We start from the raw sequence: 16,309 nt of genomic DNA, 5'->3' as shown, positions 1-16,309 counted from the left end.
AGCAAAGGTTCGCAAAGCTATTTATTAAACTTTGCGAACCTTTTTTTCTTTGTGCTCTTTGCGGGGATCCAAAAAAAGTTTTATACTGTTCAGGCTTTATTGTTTTTGATTGTATGGAATATAATTTTCCCATTGCCAAGGAGTATAAATATCTCCAATTGAAGTTTCTAGTAATTCTTTAAAAATCCCCCCTGCGTTGTCGCTATTACTTAAAATTATGATTCCTATGCCAGCTTGAGGATAAATGATTGAGTAATGTTGAAAACCGCTCCCATATCCTTCCTTAAAAACTCCTGGTCCGTAAGGCGATTGTAATACTCCCCAACCAAGTCCGTAACCAAGATTAATTCCATCATTAGCATTGGATTCTTTTGTGCTTAATGGCCCAAACTGTTTAATAGATTTAATTTTAATTTGTTGAGTAAACATTTCTTTTGTTGTAATAGGATTAAGCAATTGGTTAGTAAGTAGGGCTTTGGTAAAAAGAGTGTAATCATTTAGTGTAGTTTCTAAGGTACTGGCAGATCTTGCATCATTATCTTTATCTTTTTCGTATAATTCTCCTTTTGAATTATGACCAACACAATAATCTTTTTCAAACTTTGGTTTCCATTTATAAGATGAATTTTTCATTTTTAAAGGATTAAAAATGTTTTCCTGCATCATTTCTTCTAAAGGTTTATTCAGGTAATATTCTAGTACAACTTGTAGATATACTAATCCTTCTCCAGAATAGCTGTATCGAGAACCAGGAGTGAAATTAACTCTCAATTTTTCGTCAGACTCGTACCATCTCCAGTTTGGGAATCCTGATGTATGATCTAGACACATTCTAGCTGTTATTTTTTGATAAAGTGTATCTCGTTTGAGGTCTTGGTAGTTGTCATGCCATTTTTTGGTTGGTTTATATTCGTAAATTGGTTTAGGTAAATAATCTTGCAAAGGTTTATCTAAATCCAGAATACCATTCTGAACAAGTATCATTACCATAGTAGAAAACACAGCTTTGCTTAAAGAAGCCCCGTAGATATTGGTTTCATTTTTTATGAGCTCCTTAGTAAGGGCATTTTTGTAACCAAATGTCTTTTTGTAAACGACTTTGTTTTTGTTGAAAATTGCTATAGCTAATCCCTCTACATGAGCCGATTTTATTAGAGATTCAATTTTTGTATCTAAATTAGCTACTGATATTTTTTTCTTGTCAAGCTTAACAATATCTTGACCAAAACAATTTAAAGAAAAATGAAATAGAAGTAAAAGTAAAAGTGTAAAGAGGGAGTTTTTTATTTTCATAATGTGGCTTTTAAATTATGTAAATATTTTGCAGTTAAATACTGTCTTTATTTTAAGAAGGATTTTTAATTTACTAAGATAAAAAAAATGTATTGAAAAAATGATTAATATGTTTTAAATCAGTGTTTTATGTTTTGTTTTTTAATGTTTAATGATTGTTTTATTAGCTTATTCTTAGTAAATTTATACTCATAAAGTGATTCCATTTTTTTATCAATGGACTGTCCCAGATACCAGAAAACTTATTATTGTGTTCGCTAAAATCTCCTGTCAATTGATAAAAAGAGGCTACTTCATAAAATGAAGTAGCCTCTTATATTTTGTAAAGATTCCTTTAATTCAACTTTTAATATAAATAATTTAGAGCAGTAACATCGTTAGAATTGAAGGCTCCAGTTTCACTTGAACTGAAACAAGCTCTCATGTATGAAGTTGCATCATATCCTGTAGGTGTTCCTGGGATATGAATTGCTCCAACACCAGCAGTTCCTTCGTTTGAATTTTGTCCACAACTTTGACGGCTAAACCAATCAGTATGGCGTAAACCAATGCAATGACCAATTTCGTGTGCCGCTACGTGTGCATTTACACCAACTGAGTAAGTATCTAATCCAGAATATAATGTAACTGAGCTATAAGGTGCTCCTCCAGAAGGAAAACCAGCTACACCACCAGCAGATCCAATTTGTCTTTTTACAACAATGTCTGCACCTGCGGTACTTGAACTAAAGGTTAGAGTAAAGTTAATAGATAATCCTAAGCTATTGTATCTATTTACTGCCGCTTGCAATCCTGCACGCATATTTGTAGATAGAGCTGATGTACCAGTTCCTGATAATCCAACAACAGTAATAGTTTGTGGGGATACTAAATTGGTAGTGCGGTATTGTTCTGTTGTGATTCCTCCTTGGAGATCCATTTTGTTTAATTGATCTGGTGTCATGATAATACATCCTTCAATCAAGAATGCATCTTCTGTAGAACCATCTAGTTTTGTGTTTTTGATCACTTGAACATCTGTACTATTCAGTGAAAGTTCTCTAAGTTTATTTAACACATCCGGTGTTACTTTGAGAGCTTCTTGCTTTGATTGATTTGAGTCATCGTCTTTGTTACAAGATAATAGCGTTAATGCCATAAACGATAAGGCTAAAATTGATTTAATTGTTTTCATTTAATAGTTTTTTGGGGTTAGTTTAATAGTTTGATTTATAGGGGCTTTACAAAACATTAGTACTATATTACTATCAAATTTATATAATTTTAATCAAAAAAATACTTACAAAAAATATGATTTAACAAAATTAACAATTTTTGTTAAATTATTCTATACACCTTTTTTATAATATTTATCTGATAATCATTGTGAGCCCAGCAAAATCAATAATTAAGTATTAATCAGTGAGTTATGTAAAACGGAATCACTTACAGTAGTAAAATTCATATTTATTTTATAAATATCAAGAAAAAGCTTCTATAGTATTTTGTAGCTTTAAAATTGGAACAAGGGTTTAAAAATAAATATGACTCTTACAGATTTTGAAGTTTAGGAATGAAATAAAAACTAATAAAATTTTTACAAATAATTTAATAACTTTGGTTTGATTAGTAGGTATAAATATTTGTGATATAAATCATTATAAATAAATTGAGTCTTTTTGTTTACCTAATTTAAGAGCCATAAATAGTCAGGATAGTCATTTTTTTGTTTCATATTAATAAAAATGGTTAAAATTCTAATTAATAACTACAGTTAATGAAGACACAAATTACTTTCCTTTTTTTTATGATAACAACAATCAGTCTTTCTCAAAGTCCTGATAAATGGAAACAATATATAGAGCATGAAAGAGAAAATAAATTTGAGAAATACCATTTTACATCTTTAGAAAATGCGCATCAGAATAAATATAAGGTTGTAAAAAAACTAGATGATACTTTTTGTATTGTTGAAAATGGAAGTTTAAGATCTAATAGATCTTTAGAAATAACACTGCCTGTAAATGATTTATGGAAACTACCATCAAATTTTTCAAATCATAAAGAAGGCAAAGAATATATTATAGCTACAGATAGTGTTGAATCGTTAATTACTGACTTGGAATCGATGCATATTTCTGATATCAAAATATTAGGTAAGAATCTTGTAATTGTAAAATGTGATTCTAAAAAAATTATTGATGAGATTATAGGTTTAAGCAGTGTGTCTTCTATTTCACAAGAATCGTTACAACCAAAAGGAGAATCTAAGATAATAGATCAAAATTTTAGTATCAATTACATAAATAAAGCTCATGCTAATTTTTCTCTTTTAACAGGAGAAAACCAAATTGTATCAATCAAAGATGATTTTTTTGATCTAAATGATATCGATTTGCTGAGTAAGCACATTCCATCGGCAACGCAATCGGCTACTGTATCAAGTCATGCAACTGCTATGGCGACTATAATCTCTGGATTAGGAAATAGTTCTGTCTTAGGAAAAGGAGTCGCTCAAAAGGCTAAAATACAATCTTCTGACTTTTTGAATATCTATCCTGATGAAGTAGCGACTTTACAAGGAGCAACTACTCAAAATCATTCCTACGGAACAGTAATTGAGAATTTTTATGGTTCGCTAGCAAATGCTTATGATTCACAATTATTTTTAAATACTGATTTGACTCATTGTTTTTCTTCTGGTAATAGTGGACTTGAAGGTTATAAATCTATTACAGGTAATTTTAAGCAATCTAAAAATAGTATTCTGTTGGGCTGTATTGATCATAACGAAGTAGTTATACCGTTTTCTTCAAAAGGACCAGCCTATGATGGGCGAATAAAACCGGAGCTGGTGGCTTTTAGCACACAAGGTACTTCCAATTCTACTGCGTTAGTTACAGGAATTATTACCCTTATGAAACAACATTATAAAACTATAAATAATACCTCTTTAAGTAATGCTCTCACAAAAGCAATCTTAATTAATAGCGCAAAAGATTTAGGCAATATCGGCCCAGATTTCAGCTATGGCTACGGTAATGTAAATGCTAATAAATCTCTAAAAACGATCAGTGAAAATAGAATCATATCTGGTAATTTGATATCAGGACAGATAAAATCACATGAAATTACGCTTCCATCAAATGCAAAAAACTTGAAAATTACATTAGTGTGGAATGATTTGCCTGCCGCAATCAACAGTAATATTAGTTTGATAAACGATTTAGATATAGAAGTTATTTCGAATAACAACACTACTTTTTTACCATGGATTCTTAACCCTGATACTCCGCAAGAACAGGCTAAAAGAGGAAAAGATAAACTTAATAATATCGAACAAGTGACTATTGAAAATCCCACCCCAGGATCTTACAATATTACTGTTATTGGTGCATATATTTCAAATGCATCTCAGGATTATAGCATTGCCTACGAATATGAATTAGAGCGTCAATTTGAATGGAATTATCCTGTTGGTAATGATAATTTCCCCTTTGATGGTAAAACTATTTCTCCTTTTAAATGGGATTCTTCATTTTCGGGAACCTCGGGACAATTGTCAATTAGTTACAATAATGGACAGACTTGGGAAATTATTGCAAGTGGTATAAATCTAGATAGCGAGCAATTTACTTATATTCCTACAGAGCAAAAATTCGCAAAAGCAAAATTAAAGATGACTATTGGTACTACTGATTATATCTCTGATAGCTTTACGATTTCTTATGATTTAAATATAAGGACTAGTTTAGTTTGTGATGGCACAACAGAAATTAATTGGGACACACCCACTGATGTTATTTTATTTAATATTTATCAATTGACAGGAGATCATTTCGAATTTAAAGAACAAACAACAAATGCTAATTATATCTATACCGATGGAAAAATTCACACCGTTACGCCTGTATTTGATAATAGCGAAGGAGTAAAAAGTGAGTCTACATTACAATATGCTCAAAACTCAAATTGTTATTTCGAGTTGGCTTTGGCAGAAGTTTATGAAGAGAACAAAGTAAAAGTTAGTGCCAGTCTTTTTAGTTTATACAATATCAAAAGGTTAGAATTAGTCAAAATAATTAATACTTCAGAAAGTGTTATTAGCACAATAAATGATGTCAACTCTAAAACATTTTCTTTTATAGATACTGTCCCAATAAAAGGCAGCAATAGATATAAAATAAATATAATTTTAGAAAACAATAATGTATTCAGTTCTAAAATTGTAGATGCTAATTATTTAGAGGATGATTTATTTCTTGTTTATCCCACGTTATTAAGCAAAAATGAAGAATTAAATATTGAAGTCAAGAATGAGAAAAATGCTATTTTCTATTTGTACAATATTAGTGGGCAAAATACTATTACTTCTTCATTGTTTTCTAAAACTAATAGTATCGATCTGAACAATATTGCTTCAGGAATTTACATCTATAAGATAATAACAAGCTTAGGAGGAATACAAACAGGAAAAATTTCAGTTTTTTAAACATATAAGAATAGTTATTTTTAGGTTTCTGTTTATTATCCTAAAATCACGTATTACTACCTAAGTCCATCTTTTTCGTATTTTTTATATTGCAGTAATCAAATCTACAACCTAAACTATATGCAAAACGAATTATCAAAAAAGGCGGCTATTGATTGCGAGACCAATCTTGCTTTATCCCTCAAGAAAATGTTTATTGATACGACCATGGGAAATCGTATCATCGCCGGACAATGCCCAGTTCGCAGAGGTGTATTCCTTAAACCTCATGGTGTTGCAAAGGCAGATTTTATAATGATGCCAGGATTACCACCAGAATACAAAGTAGGAATCTTTGCTCATGACCATTTTGAAGCTTGGGTACGTTTTTCAAGCGATACAGTTCCTTATGCTCCAGATATGAGGACTACTGTGGGAATAGGGATCAAGCTGTTTGGAGTATCAGGTAAAAAGTTATTAGAATCTAGTGAAAATGCAACTACGGCTGACTTTATTTTACAAAATATGAATGTGTTTTTTGTAGATAATGCTACAGAAATGTGCAAGTTTACTAAGGCAGGAGTAGTCGATCATGATTATAATCTGTATTTAAAAGACCATCCTGAAACCGTACGTATTTTGGATGAAATGGGAAAAGTTGTTTCTAGCTGTCTAACGACGCCTTACTGGAGCGGACTCCCATATTCTTTTGGAGAAAGTCATTTTGTAAAATACAAATTAGAACCAATAAGCCCTCCGTTTAGCGCACCACCATCTCAAAACTCAGCCGATTATTTGCAAGCCGATTTACAAGCTCGTCTAAATATGGGTGAAGCACAGTTTAAATTTATGGTTCAGTTTCGTACAGATCCTGAAAAAATGCCATTGGATAAAGCAATGACTCCTTGGGATGAAACAGAATCTGTTCCTGTTCATATTGCTACATTGGTTATTCGAAAACAGGATATTACAAATCAGGGTCAAGCAGAATATGGTGAGAACCTTTCTTTTAATCCGTGGCGTACTTTAGAAGCACACAAACCACAAGGTACTATTAGCGATGCCCGTAAAATTGTATATGAGGCTGGAGCCGATTTAAGACGTTTTAAAAATGGTGTTCCCGCTGTAGAACCAATTGTACCAAGACAATTAAACAACCAATAACTAGCATTATGGATACTAAAAATATAAAAAAAGTAGCTATTTATCCAGCAATCGGAATAGCTAGAATTGGAAATTCTCCTGAATATTATCTGGCTTCTGATTTACCAGGCGTAGCTCCTGTTGCTGAAGGCGGTTTTAAAGACGGCGACAATTTATTTAAAAAACAGGTGCCTTTATTTCGTATTTATGCTTTGGACGAAAATGACAATCCACTTTATGAAATTAATACAGATACGGCAACAGATGTAAATATTGAATGGGATGTGCATGTAGCCAATAGAAAAGCGGCATGGTATCAGTTTAATAATGCTTTGGATTTAGGAGAATATAGTATTCCAAGTCTAAAGCGTAACGGAGGTATTACAGGTGTAGATAGAGAACAGCTTGTTATTGACCCAGGACCAAGAAAAATTAGTGGCAAAAATATATCTGGTAAAGAATATCAGTTGGATACAGGAAAATTTTTTGATAAAGAAGTTTCTTTGGGCGAGTTAAAAACAGATGACAAAGGACGTTTGTTATTTTTTGGTGGTGATGGAAAAAGTGAATCCCGACTTAATATTCGTGCCATAACTTTTGCTAATAACGACGACTGGCATGATGATACTTCAGATGGTGTTGTAAGAGCCAAAGTGACTATTGGTGGGCAAACATTTGATGCTAAGCCCGCTGTTGTAGCTTGTACTCCGCCAAATTTTGGGCAGGGATTATTTCCTGTGGTAAGTATGCTTGATGTAGTTCAGGATTTGTATTTAAATGAAGGCTGGATAACTCCCAAAGGGACAGTAAATTTTTATGAAGATATCTATCCTATATTATCCCGAATGAGTACTACACAATGGGTTAATGAAGGTTTCTTTGTTTTGTTTGGTACAGATTCTCCAAGTGATTTTAATAATCCGGAATTCATCAGTCAGTTAGAAAATCCAGGGACTCAATTTGAATCAGAAAGAAAACGAGTATTTGAATGGTTTAGAGATCATCAATCAAATGAATATGAACCAACTAAATTACCTCCTCATTATGGAGATTTATTTGGTGACTACGAAGATTTACCAGCGGTTGACTTATCAGTAACAGCTACCCAATATGAAATGCTTCGCCAGTGGTCCGAAGGTAATTTTGTAACGGGAAAACCAAAAGAAATTATTCCTTTTGATGAATTATCAGTAAACGAGCAGGTTGATGCTTTATTAAAAGCTCCATTAGAAGAATGTTTAGGAGGTCCTTTTCATCCCGGAATTGAGATTACATGGCCATTTAGACATCTTATGATGTGGGACGAGCCTTTTCGCTTAAAAGTTATACCGAAAAACGAAAAAGTTAGAGATGATTATGGAGGTATTATTACTTCAGAAATTGCTTTGTCTGAAAATGGGCCATTAGATGGAACAGGACCTGGATCGCTTACACGTTGGTTAGGCGTGCCATGGCAAACAGATGAAGCCAGTTGTATGTCGGGTTATGATGTAACACTTTATTTACCATTACCTTCATTTTGGTCAGTACGAGTTCCTAATACAATATTATCAATGGATAGTTACAACCGATTGAAAGCGACAACAACAAATGATGGACAGAAGTTAAAACATTTCTCTTATCGTGTAGATTGGATGCGTGATTTTACTTCAAACTATGTACCGCGTATTAATAATATGGTTGCTAAATGGCATCAGTTGGGGATTATTACTAAACAAGAACTTGACAATCAATCGCAATTTTTACCCGATACCTTATGGGTTGAAACCGATCGAGAAGGGCCAGCAGGTATTGATCCAACTTTAGAACAGGTAAAACATGCCGAAAGAGAAAGTACTGTGAGTGAGCGATTATTTAGAGCTACACCACGCGAAAGTCATCCATTAAAAAGACACGAACTATAGTAACTCCAACTTCCATACCTGTAGTAATTATTGGAGGTGGTCCAGCTGGTCTGGCAACTGCATTAACATTGCGCGAACATCATATTCCATGTGTTGTAATAGATAACCATATGGGAAGCACTGTTAAACTAGGAGAATCACTAGCTCCCAGTGCTAATGCCGTATTCCGAAAATTAAGTTTGGAAGAAATATTGACTTCTGAAGTTCATAGTTTATATGTAGGTAATAACGTTGTGTGGGGCGATTCATCGCTCCGCCAGCGTTACTTTTTAAATGAACCATATGGCGACGGAAGGCATTTGAATCGAACTCTTTTTGAAAAACAACTTCAGGATATTGCTATTGAAAGAGGTGTAATTATTTTAGAAAATTACCGGCTTACTAGCATTACACAACAGGAGAATAAAATGATTGTGAGTTGTTGCCATTCTGATAATACAACAAGAACGATTACTGCCGATTTTATAGCCGATTGTAGTGGTAGAGCCTCGATCGTAGCTAAAAAAATGGGAATTAAGAAACAGATTATAGATAATCTAGCTTCTTATCATTTTATTGCAGAACAATCAGAAGAGTCTTTAAAAGGAATGACCTTTATCGAATCAGTAGAAGATGGCTGGTGGTATGTAGCTCCGTTAGCTGATAATAAAGTAATTGTCAATTTTATGTCGGATAGCGATTTACATTCGAATAATGCTACTTCACTTTATGATTGGTTATTCAGTAAAATTGCCACGACTCAACATCTTAAAAACTATCTCCCTGCAATAAAATCTTTAACAACCGAAGTAGGTATTAAAACTGCTACCACTTCTTTATTAGATAAACCAGGTGGTAAACAATGGATTGCTGTGGGTGATGCATTATGCACTTATGATCCATTAACTTCTTTTGGAATTACAAATGCACTTGTAAGTGGACATAACGCTGCAAATGCAATAGCTGGGTTTTTAAATGGTAATACTGACTCATTGTCTGAATATATTACTTCTCAAATGGCTTTGTTTAATAAGTCTGTTGCTCTGTTGCAAAATCAATATCAATCTGAACAACGCTGGACTAAACATCTTTTTTGGGAAAGAAGACACTTGTAATGGATGATAGATGGTTTGATATAGGATAAGTATTTGGTCTGTAGGTAATTACTGAAGTACTTTTACGGTGCTTTAAAAACAGGTAAAAGTACTCATAATCAATACGTTATATTTGTTTAATTTAGATGCCCTGTAAAACAATTGATAAAAAGTTTTACGATGAAACAATAGGTCGCATCCGAAAAACCTTAAACGAGTAGGAAAATCCCCAAATACTTTTTATTATGTCACAATCAACATTTTCTTGGTCCTTAGAGGCTTATGAGTCTCGTGGAAATTTATGGCTAAGATGGAGTACCAATGCACCATTTAGAGCACAACAAGGGCAAATTCACGTATATAATGCGGGCTTCCCTTCAGATCCCCAAAAAGAGACAAAAGCATGGTCTTGGGATAACGAACATAATGCAAACTGGGATACTGGACAAAAATGGGGCACAGGATGGAATTGTGCTTACATTGCTGAGAGAAGCCCAAATGGACCTTATACTTATTTTATTAAATTGACAACTACAAGCGCTATGGGACCTAATGTTCTTAAAGTTCAAGAAGTAGTTACTGAGCAGTAAAATAAATATATTGATTTAGAATAGCTTATATGAAGATTTTCTTTATATAAGCTATTTTTTTATAAATGATACTGGGTAAAAGTAATAGATAATGAGTGAGTTTTGGATTCAATTAAGATTTTAGAGTATGGTTGGAGAAAATTGAAGAAGTAAATTGCTTCTTACTTAAGTACATTAAAATTTAGAATCACGTTATCCCATATTATTGTTAGGGGTTTGTATTTTTTTACAGATTATTTTTCATTATAATTTCTTTTACGCCCCCTTTTGTCAAAATTATAGAATTGTAAATCCCTGATTTGTTTTGTATGAATTCGACTGTCCTATCATTATTGTCTGCTCTAAAAAATTTTGTTTTAGACTCAGGTAAGAGTTCCATTTCTAAGCTATTATAAAATAGCTTTTCTCCATTTTTGAATATTTCAATCTCCCCATATTTGCCTATATATTTATCATATTGCGTAATGTCTGCTTTTACTTGATGATGTTTGTACGGAAGTTCTACGTCTTTTTGTAAAGCAATTGCCGATAGGCTGTACGCTATGATATAAGAAGGTGATTCATTATTAGAAAGTACTGTAACAAAAATTTTGTCATCAGTAAATCGATTAAAAGAAGTCATTGTACCAAAGAAGCCACCATCATGTGCAATAAGTTGATGACCATGATTATAAAATGGATTAATCATAAGTCCGTAACCATAACCCTGATTATTATAAGAAGTAAACATTCGCTTTTTCATATCTGCTGATAAGATAGTTGTTCCATAAAGCGCTTGGTCCCATAAAGCCAAATCCTCAACGGTAGAATAAGTTCCATCATGTCCGATATTAAATGTCCAATTGATATATGGATTGTGAACATATCCTTTTTCGGTTATATGATAAACTTTTGCTTTTTTTGAAATTATCGAATCATTATTACTGACTCCTGTATTCTTCATTCCTACTTTCTCAAATATGTTTTTCTTCAAATAAACGACATATTTTTCACCAGATACTTTTTCAATAATCTTGCCCAATAGATAATATCCAATATTACTGTATTCGCTTTTGGTTCCTGGCTCAAACTCATAAGGTATTTTCTTTATTTCATTATAGGCAGAATCAGCCGAAATGGTAGTTAATGCTAATTCTTTAAAACCTAAACCAAGTCCAGATGAATGAGATAATAACATATGAATAGTAACGCTATCAGCTTTTGGGTAATCAGGAAAGAATTTACTTAGTTTATCATCAAGTGACAATTTTCCATTTTCTACTAATTGAAGAATAGCCGTTGCAGTAAATTGTTTTGTTACCGATGCCAACTGAAATTTCGTGTCTACGGTGTTTTTAATATTCCATTCGTAGTCAGCCAATCCGTAAGCCTTTTTTAGTAAAATCGAACCGTTTTTTGTTACAATAACAGTTCCGCTAAAATTATTGACATCGACTTGAGCTTGCATGTATTTTGCAAGATTAGTTGGTATGTCTTTTTGTCCAAAAAATAGAGTTGGAAGTAGTAGGAATATCAAGGATAGTCCTAGTTTAGTTATTTGATGTGCTTTTTTCATTTTAGTTTTTACAGTTTGAAATTATTTTAGTTAGCACTTTATCCAGTAATTCAATTTCATTTTCTGATAATCCTTCTAGAGCAATTTGTCTGTTTTTGTATATAACTGGAGTTAACAATTCAATCGTTTTTTTTCCTTTTTCTGTGATTTCTAGGTTGAATTTTCTTCTATCTAATTCGTTCATTTTTCTTGTTAGATATTCCTTTTTCACCATCAATTCAATAATTCTGGTAATCGAAGCATTGTCTTTAAAAATTAATTCAGCTATTTCTTTTTGTGAATAATCTGAGTTTTTATTGATAATCATAAGTACTAAAGCTTGGTCAACTGTAATATCATTTACAATTTGGCTTATGTTTTTTTGTGAAATCTTTCTATACTCTTTTATTGTTTGTTCAATTGTATAAAGAACAGTTCCTGTTGGATTATTTTTTTTCATCTTAAGTTGCTTGAAGTATCAATAGTTGATGTAAATTTAATTGATATATCAATTAAATAAAAATATTTTTTCGTTTTTTTATAAATTAAGTATTTATTTCTAGTTTTTATGAGATCTAAAAGCAGTGTAATAGATTAGTAGAAAATATAATAGCCCAGAAGTTATTGCAACTGCATGGATCAACTTATTAACTCTCCATTAAATAAATTAGGTACTGCAATGAAGCTGTATTTTTGTAGATTAACTTTTATCAATTTTAAATTGCACTATTTTAATTCTAGCATAGAATAAAACAATATTTCTGAAATATTGTTTTATTGTAAGTATTATCCTTATATTGGAAAATATTTAATAATAAATGTGATATGATTGAATTTTTGAAAAAAGATAAAAATTTTAGAAATGCATTATTTGTTTTTATAATTGCTTTTTCTTCCTTTCTGGCTTTTGAACCTTTATTTGAAAATTTAGGACAAAAGGCATCTCAGGAGTTTGCTGCGGCAATTTTCGGAACCATCTTCGCAGCTGTTATTACAATGGTCTTGTTAAGTAAACAATCAGAAACAGAGCTGGAGCGAAGCCGTAATGAAAAAGTCTTTGAACAAAAAATAGTATTATTTAATCAAGTATTGGATTTTTTACAGACTATTTATGAAAACCTTGATGACGCAAATAAAATAAAAATCAGTCGTGTTAAGATTACACAATTAGAATTTTTACTAGCAAAAATGGTAATGGTTGGTAATGATAAAACGATAAAAGAATTCAAATCATTATATCAGAATATAACCAATAGTTATGTTCCCGAAACACAAATACTAACCTTGAATATAAGTCATAAACATACTATTTTTCGCTTTGCAGATTATTGCAGAGAAGAGTTAGGATTATCAGACAAAAATTTAGAAAAAGAAATATTAGAGGACATTGTATTGCAAGGAGAATTGTTTTGTAATCTTGAGCAAAAAGTGTCTTTAGATTTTGACATTCAGGAAACAATTAAAGATATCTATGGTTTTTTAGCCTTTGATTTAAATATACCTATCGAAAATATTAAGTTCCTCCCTAATGGATTTGAAGTTTTTATAAATAAAACGCAAGATAAAAAAGCACGATTTCTGGAATGTTCAATTGACCAACAGGAAATATATATTAATATTCCAGTTCCTGATATGATAAAAGACTTTCAGCTAAATGATAATACATTTAAAATAAAACCATCAGAGAGGAATAAATTTATAGCACAACAAGTTACTATAGAAAAAGCAATTCAGCAAAGCTACGAGTTCGTTAAAATGCAAAAGAAATAATAATACTCTAGTTCTTTTTTGAAATTGTGATTTAATGATAATTAATAAATCAAGCATTACGATTAAATAGCAACAATGCTTGATTTGATTGAGTAAGGATTAATTAGGTTTTTTTGAGCTTTCTAATAACTCAAGAGTAAATCATATAATTCTTTTACATCAATATCTATTTCAGAGGCAGAGTACATTAAGAACCATATCATACTTTGATTAATTTCATTTTAATTATTAGGAAGAATTAATTAGGAAGAGTTTTTTTTGTTATTGTATGTTATTATTAAAAAGAGAAGGATATTCTTAAAAAATATTGAATAGATGAATTTAATAGTTTGATATGGATATTCATTTTTCTACTTAATATTATAAAAAAATAAGGATAAAAATGATCTAATATAAAAGAATAAAAGGATGTAATGATCTCATTTTGTAAAACTTGAGATTAGATTTTTGTGGTCTCATTTTTTTTGCTTAATATTAGATCTTGATAAAAAGTTCATCAAAAGTGTTACAAAACAAAATCGTTTTATATATTTGATTTCAGGATATTTTTTGCATTATTTGCAAAATAAAAGCAAAAAGCCCGAAATAAATTAATTATTAATAGCCAATACACCTATGTCGTTTTCAAGTCTATTTCGAAAAAAAACAGTACAAGATATTTTAAGTCAAGTCGAAAAAAATAATGCCAATGGGAATGATTCATTAGGCAAACATTTAACGGCGCGTGATTTAACAGCTTTTGGTATTGCAGCAATTGTAGGTGCAGGTATTTTTAGTACAATTGGTAAAGCTAGTGCCGATGGAGGTCCAGCAGTTATTTTTTTGTTTCTCTTTACAGCGATTGCCTGTAGTTTCGCAGCTTTTGCTTACGCAGAATTTGCTTCGATGGTTCCCGTTTCAGGAAGTGCTTATACGTATTCGTATGTAGCTTTTGGAGAAATTATAGCCTGGGTCATTGGTTGGGCATTGATAATGGAATATTCAGTTGGTAATATAACCGTGGCCATATCGTGGAGTGATTATTTTACAGGATTGCTCTCAAGCGGAGGAATCCATCTGCCCCAATGGGTTCAAATGGATTATTTAACAGCTTCTAATGGATTTAATGATGCAACAGCGTTAATGCATGGCGGAAAATCATTTGAGAATTTAGAGCCAGCTTTGCAATCAGCATACACAGCATGGACAACGTCACCTCTGATAGGTTCATTTCATTTTGTTGCCGATCTACCAGCCTTATTAATTATTATCTTAATTACAGCATTGATATATCGTGGGATGAAAGAATCTCGTAATGCGAGTAATATTATGGTTGTTGTAAAATTATGTGTGGTACTTTTGGTAATTGCAGTTGGAGTTTTTTATGTAGATACAGCTAATTGGGATCCTTTTGCACCAAATGGAGTAACTGGAGTTCTTAAAGGAGTTTCAGCAGTATTCTTTGCTTATATAGGTTTTGATGCAATCTCAACAACTGCCGAAGAATGTAAAGATCCACAACGAGATTTGCCACGAGGAATGATGTGGGCAATTATAATTTGTACCATTTTGTATATCGCAATTGCATTGGTACTTACCGGAATGGTGAGTTACAACCAACTTAATGTAGGAGATCCACTTGCTTTTGTATTCGAGAAATTAGATTTAAAATGGATGTCAGGAATTATAGCAGTAAGTGCTGTAGTAGCTATGGCGAGTGTTTTATTAGTTTTTCAAATGGGACAACCTCGTATCTGGATGAGTATGAGCCGTGACGGTTTATTGCCAAAACGTTTCTCTAAAGTACATCCTAAATACAAAACACCATCATACGCTACTATTGTTACTGGTTTTGTAGTAGCAGTTCCAGCTTTGTTTTTAAATCTTACAATGGTTACTGATTTGTGTAGTATAGGAACTTTGTTTGCCTTTGTATTGGTTTGTGCAGGAGTTTTAGTATTGCAAAACAAACCAGATATTCCAAGAGGGAAATTTACAACGCCTTATATAAATTCAAAATTTATAATGCCGCTTTTGTTGATTATAGGATTGGTGTTTTCTTTTGGATACAACAAAAAAGCAACAATGAGTTTTATTATGAATGAAACTCAAATTCATGAATCAGCAGATATAATCACCTCTCTGGATAAAAGTCATACAAAAATGGTATATGATTATTTAGTAACTGTTGATCCTGCTAATGCTACAACCGAAAAACCAGATTTAGAATTAATATTAAAGCAATATCAAAAAGATGAAGCTAAGTATGCAAGCGTAATTGCTGGTTTGCCAGTAGCAGATTCTATTAAGTATGAAAGTGGATTAAGCTTATTCAAACATAAAATACCAATGTGGATTTTCTTAATCGTTTTGGTTGGATTAACAGTTTGGGCTTTTAAACAAAATCTATCTTTAATTCCATTATTAGGTTTAATTTGTTGTCTTTATATGATGGCAGAATTAAGCGTTTGGAACTGGATTTACTTTACGGTTTGGTTGCTTATTGGTCTTTGTATTTATTTTGGTTTTAGTCGAAAAAATAGTAAGCTTAATTTAGTAAAGCTGTAATATCT

At 31.8% G+C, this 16,309-nt stretch carries 11 protein-coding genes; 7 read left to right on the top strand and 4 right to left on the bottom strand.

The window, feature by feature from the left end; genetic code table 11:
- Window positions 1-96: 96 nt before the first annotated feature.
- Window positions 97-1,293, bottom strand: a complete 1,197-nt coding sequence (locus LPB87_RS10210; protein ID WP_230727828.1) for a serine hydrolase domain-containing protein — start codon at window positions 1,291-1,293, stop codon at window positions 97-99.
- 346 nt (window positions 1,294-1,639) lie between these two features.
- The gene (locus LPB87_RS10205) at window positions 1,640-2,467 is read right to left on the bottom strand and encodes a M57 family metalloprotease (RefSeq protein ID WP_230727827.1); all 828 of its coding nucleotides are present in this window, start codon (window positions 2,465-2,467) and stop codon (window positions 1,640-1,642) included.
- Window positions 2,468-3,049: 582 nt separating this feature from the next.
- Here LPB87_RS10205 and LPB87_RS10200 point away from each other — a divergent pair.
- From LPB87_RS10200 to LPB87_RS10180, 5 genes are all read left to right on the top strand, one after another.
- A complete protein-coding gene (locus LPB87_RS10200) occupies window positions 3,050-5,764 on the top strand; it encodes a S8 family serine peptidase (protein ID WP_230727826.1) in 2,715 nt (904 codons plus the stop codon).
- A gap of 120 nt (window positions 5,765-5,884) precedes the next feature.
- Window positions 5,885-6,907, top strand: coding sequence for a hypothetical protein (locus LPB87_RS10195; protein WP_230727825.1), 1,023 nt, complete (start codon window positions 5,885-5,887; stop codon window positions 6,905-6,907).
- An 8-nt stretch (window positions 6,908-6,915) separates the two neighbouring features.
- Entirely contained in the window at window positions 6,916-8,790 is a 1,875-nt protein-coding gene (locus LPB87_RS10190; RefSeq protein ID WP_230727824.1) for a LodA/GoxA family CTQ-dependent oxidase, read from the top strand.
- On the top strand, window positions 8,769-9,884 hold the full coding sequence (locus tag LPB87_RS10185) for an NAD(P)/FAD-dependent oxidoreductase (protein ID WP_347349511.1): 1,116 nt from the start codon (window positions 8,769-8,771) through the stop codon (window positions 9,882-9,884). Before LPB87_RS10190 ends, LPB87_RS10185 begins: the two co-directional genes overlap by 22 nt.
- A 224-nt stretch (window positions 9,885-10,108) precedes the next feature.
- Window positions 10,109-10,453, top strand: a complete 345-nt coding sequence (locus tag LPB87_RS10180; RefSeq protein WP_129539316.1) for a hypothetical protein — start codon at window positions 10,109-10,111, stop codon at window positions 10,451-10,453.
- A 226-nt stretch (window positions 10,454-10,679) separates the two neighbouring features.
- On the opposite strand, the gene LPB87_RS10175 is transcribed toward LPB87_RS10180, so the two are convergent.
- Together LPB87_RS10175 and LPB87_RS10170 are read right to left on the bottom strand one after the other, a co-directional pair.
- Window positions 10,680-12,008: a serine hydrolase gene (locus LPB87_RS10175; RefSeq protein ID WP_230727822.1), complete on the bottom strand. Its 1,329-nt coding sequence runs from the start codon at window positions 12,006-12,008 to the stop codon at window positions 10,680-10,682.
- A 1-nt stretch (window position 12,009) separates the two neighbouring features.
- Complete coding sequence (locus tag LPB87_RS10170) at window positions 12,010-12,447, bottom strand: MarR family transcriptional regulator (RefSeq protein ID WP_230727821.1); 438 nt, start codon at window positions 12,445-12,447, stop codon at window positions 12,010-12,012.
- Between the two features lie 365 nt (window positions 12,448-12,812).
- On the opposite strand from LPB87_RS10170, the gene LPB87_RS10165 reads away from it, so the two are divergent.
- Window positions 12,813-13,757, top strand: a complete 945-nt coding sequence (locus LPB87_RS10165) for a hypothetical protein (protein WP_230727820.1) — start codon at window positions 12,813-12,815, stop codon at window positions 13,755-13,757.
- Window positions 13,758-14,372: 615 nt separating this feature from the next.
- The gene (locus tag LPB87_RS10160) at window positions 14,373-16,304 is read left to right on the top strand and encodes an amino acid permease (protein ID WP_129539311.1); all 1,932 of its coding nucleotides are present in this window, start codon (window positions 14,373-14,375) and stop codon (window positions 16,302-16,304) included.
- Window positions 16,305-16,309: the final 5 nt, after the last annotated feature.

Origin of the sequence: Flavobacterium sp. EDS (genome assembly GCF_020991525.1) — a bacterium.
Classification (GTDB): domain Bacteria; phylum Bacteroidota; class Bacteroidia; order Flavobacteriales; family Flavobacteriaceae; genus Flavobacterium.
The sequence above is the reverse complement of the archived record's forward strand: the minus strand, read 5'-3'. Positions and strand labels throughout refer to the sequence as shown.

What these genes read in the sequence shown, in the direction of transcription:
- LPB87_RS10210 (WP_230727828.1), bottom strand. Translation starts at nt 1,293, where the DNA reads ATGAAAATAAAAAACTCCCTCTTTACACTTTTACTTTTACTTCTATTT.
- LPB87_RS10205 (WP_230727827.1), bottom strand. Translation starts at nt 2,467, where the DNA reads ATGAAAACAATTAAATCAATTTTAGCCTTATCGTTTATGGCATTAACG.
- LPB87_RS10200 (WP_230727826.1), top strand. Translation starts at nt 3,050, where the DNA reads ATGAAGACACAAATTACTTTCCTTTTTTTTATGATAACAACAATCAGT.
- LPB87_RS10195 (WP_230727825.1), top strand. Translation starts at nt 5,885, where the DNA reads ATGCAAAACGAATTATCAAAAAAGGCGGCTATTGATTGCGAGACCAAT.
- LPB87_RS10190 (WP_230727824.1), top strand. Translation starts at nt 6,916, where the DNA reads ATGGATACTAAAAATATAAAAAAAGTAGCTATTTATCCAGCAATCGGA.
- LPB87_RS10180 (WP_129539316.1), top strand. Translation starts at nt 10,109, where the DNA reads ATGTCACAATCAACATTTTCTTGGTCCTTAGAGGCTTATGAGTCTCGT.
- LPB87_RS10175 (WP_230727822.1), bottom strand. Translation starts at nt 12,008, where the DNA reads ATGAAAAAAGCACATCAAATAACTAAACTAGGACTATCCTTGATATTC.
- LPB87_RS10170 (WP_230727821.1), bottom strand. Translation starts at nt 12,447, where the DNA reads ATGAAAAAAAATAATCCAACAGGAACTGTTCTTTATACAATTGAACAA.
- LPB87_RS10165 (WP_230727820.1), top strand. Translation starts at nt 12,813, where the DNA reads ATGATTGAATTTTTGAAAAAAGATAAAAATTTTAGAAATGCATTATTT.
- LPB87_RS10160 (WP_129539311.1), top strand. Translation starts at nt 14,373, where the DNA reads ATGTCGTTTTCAAGTCTATTTCGAAAAAAAACAGTACAAGATATTTTA.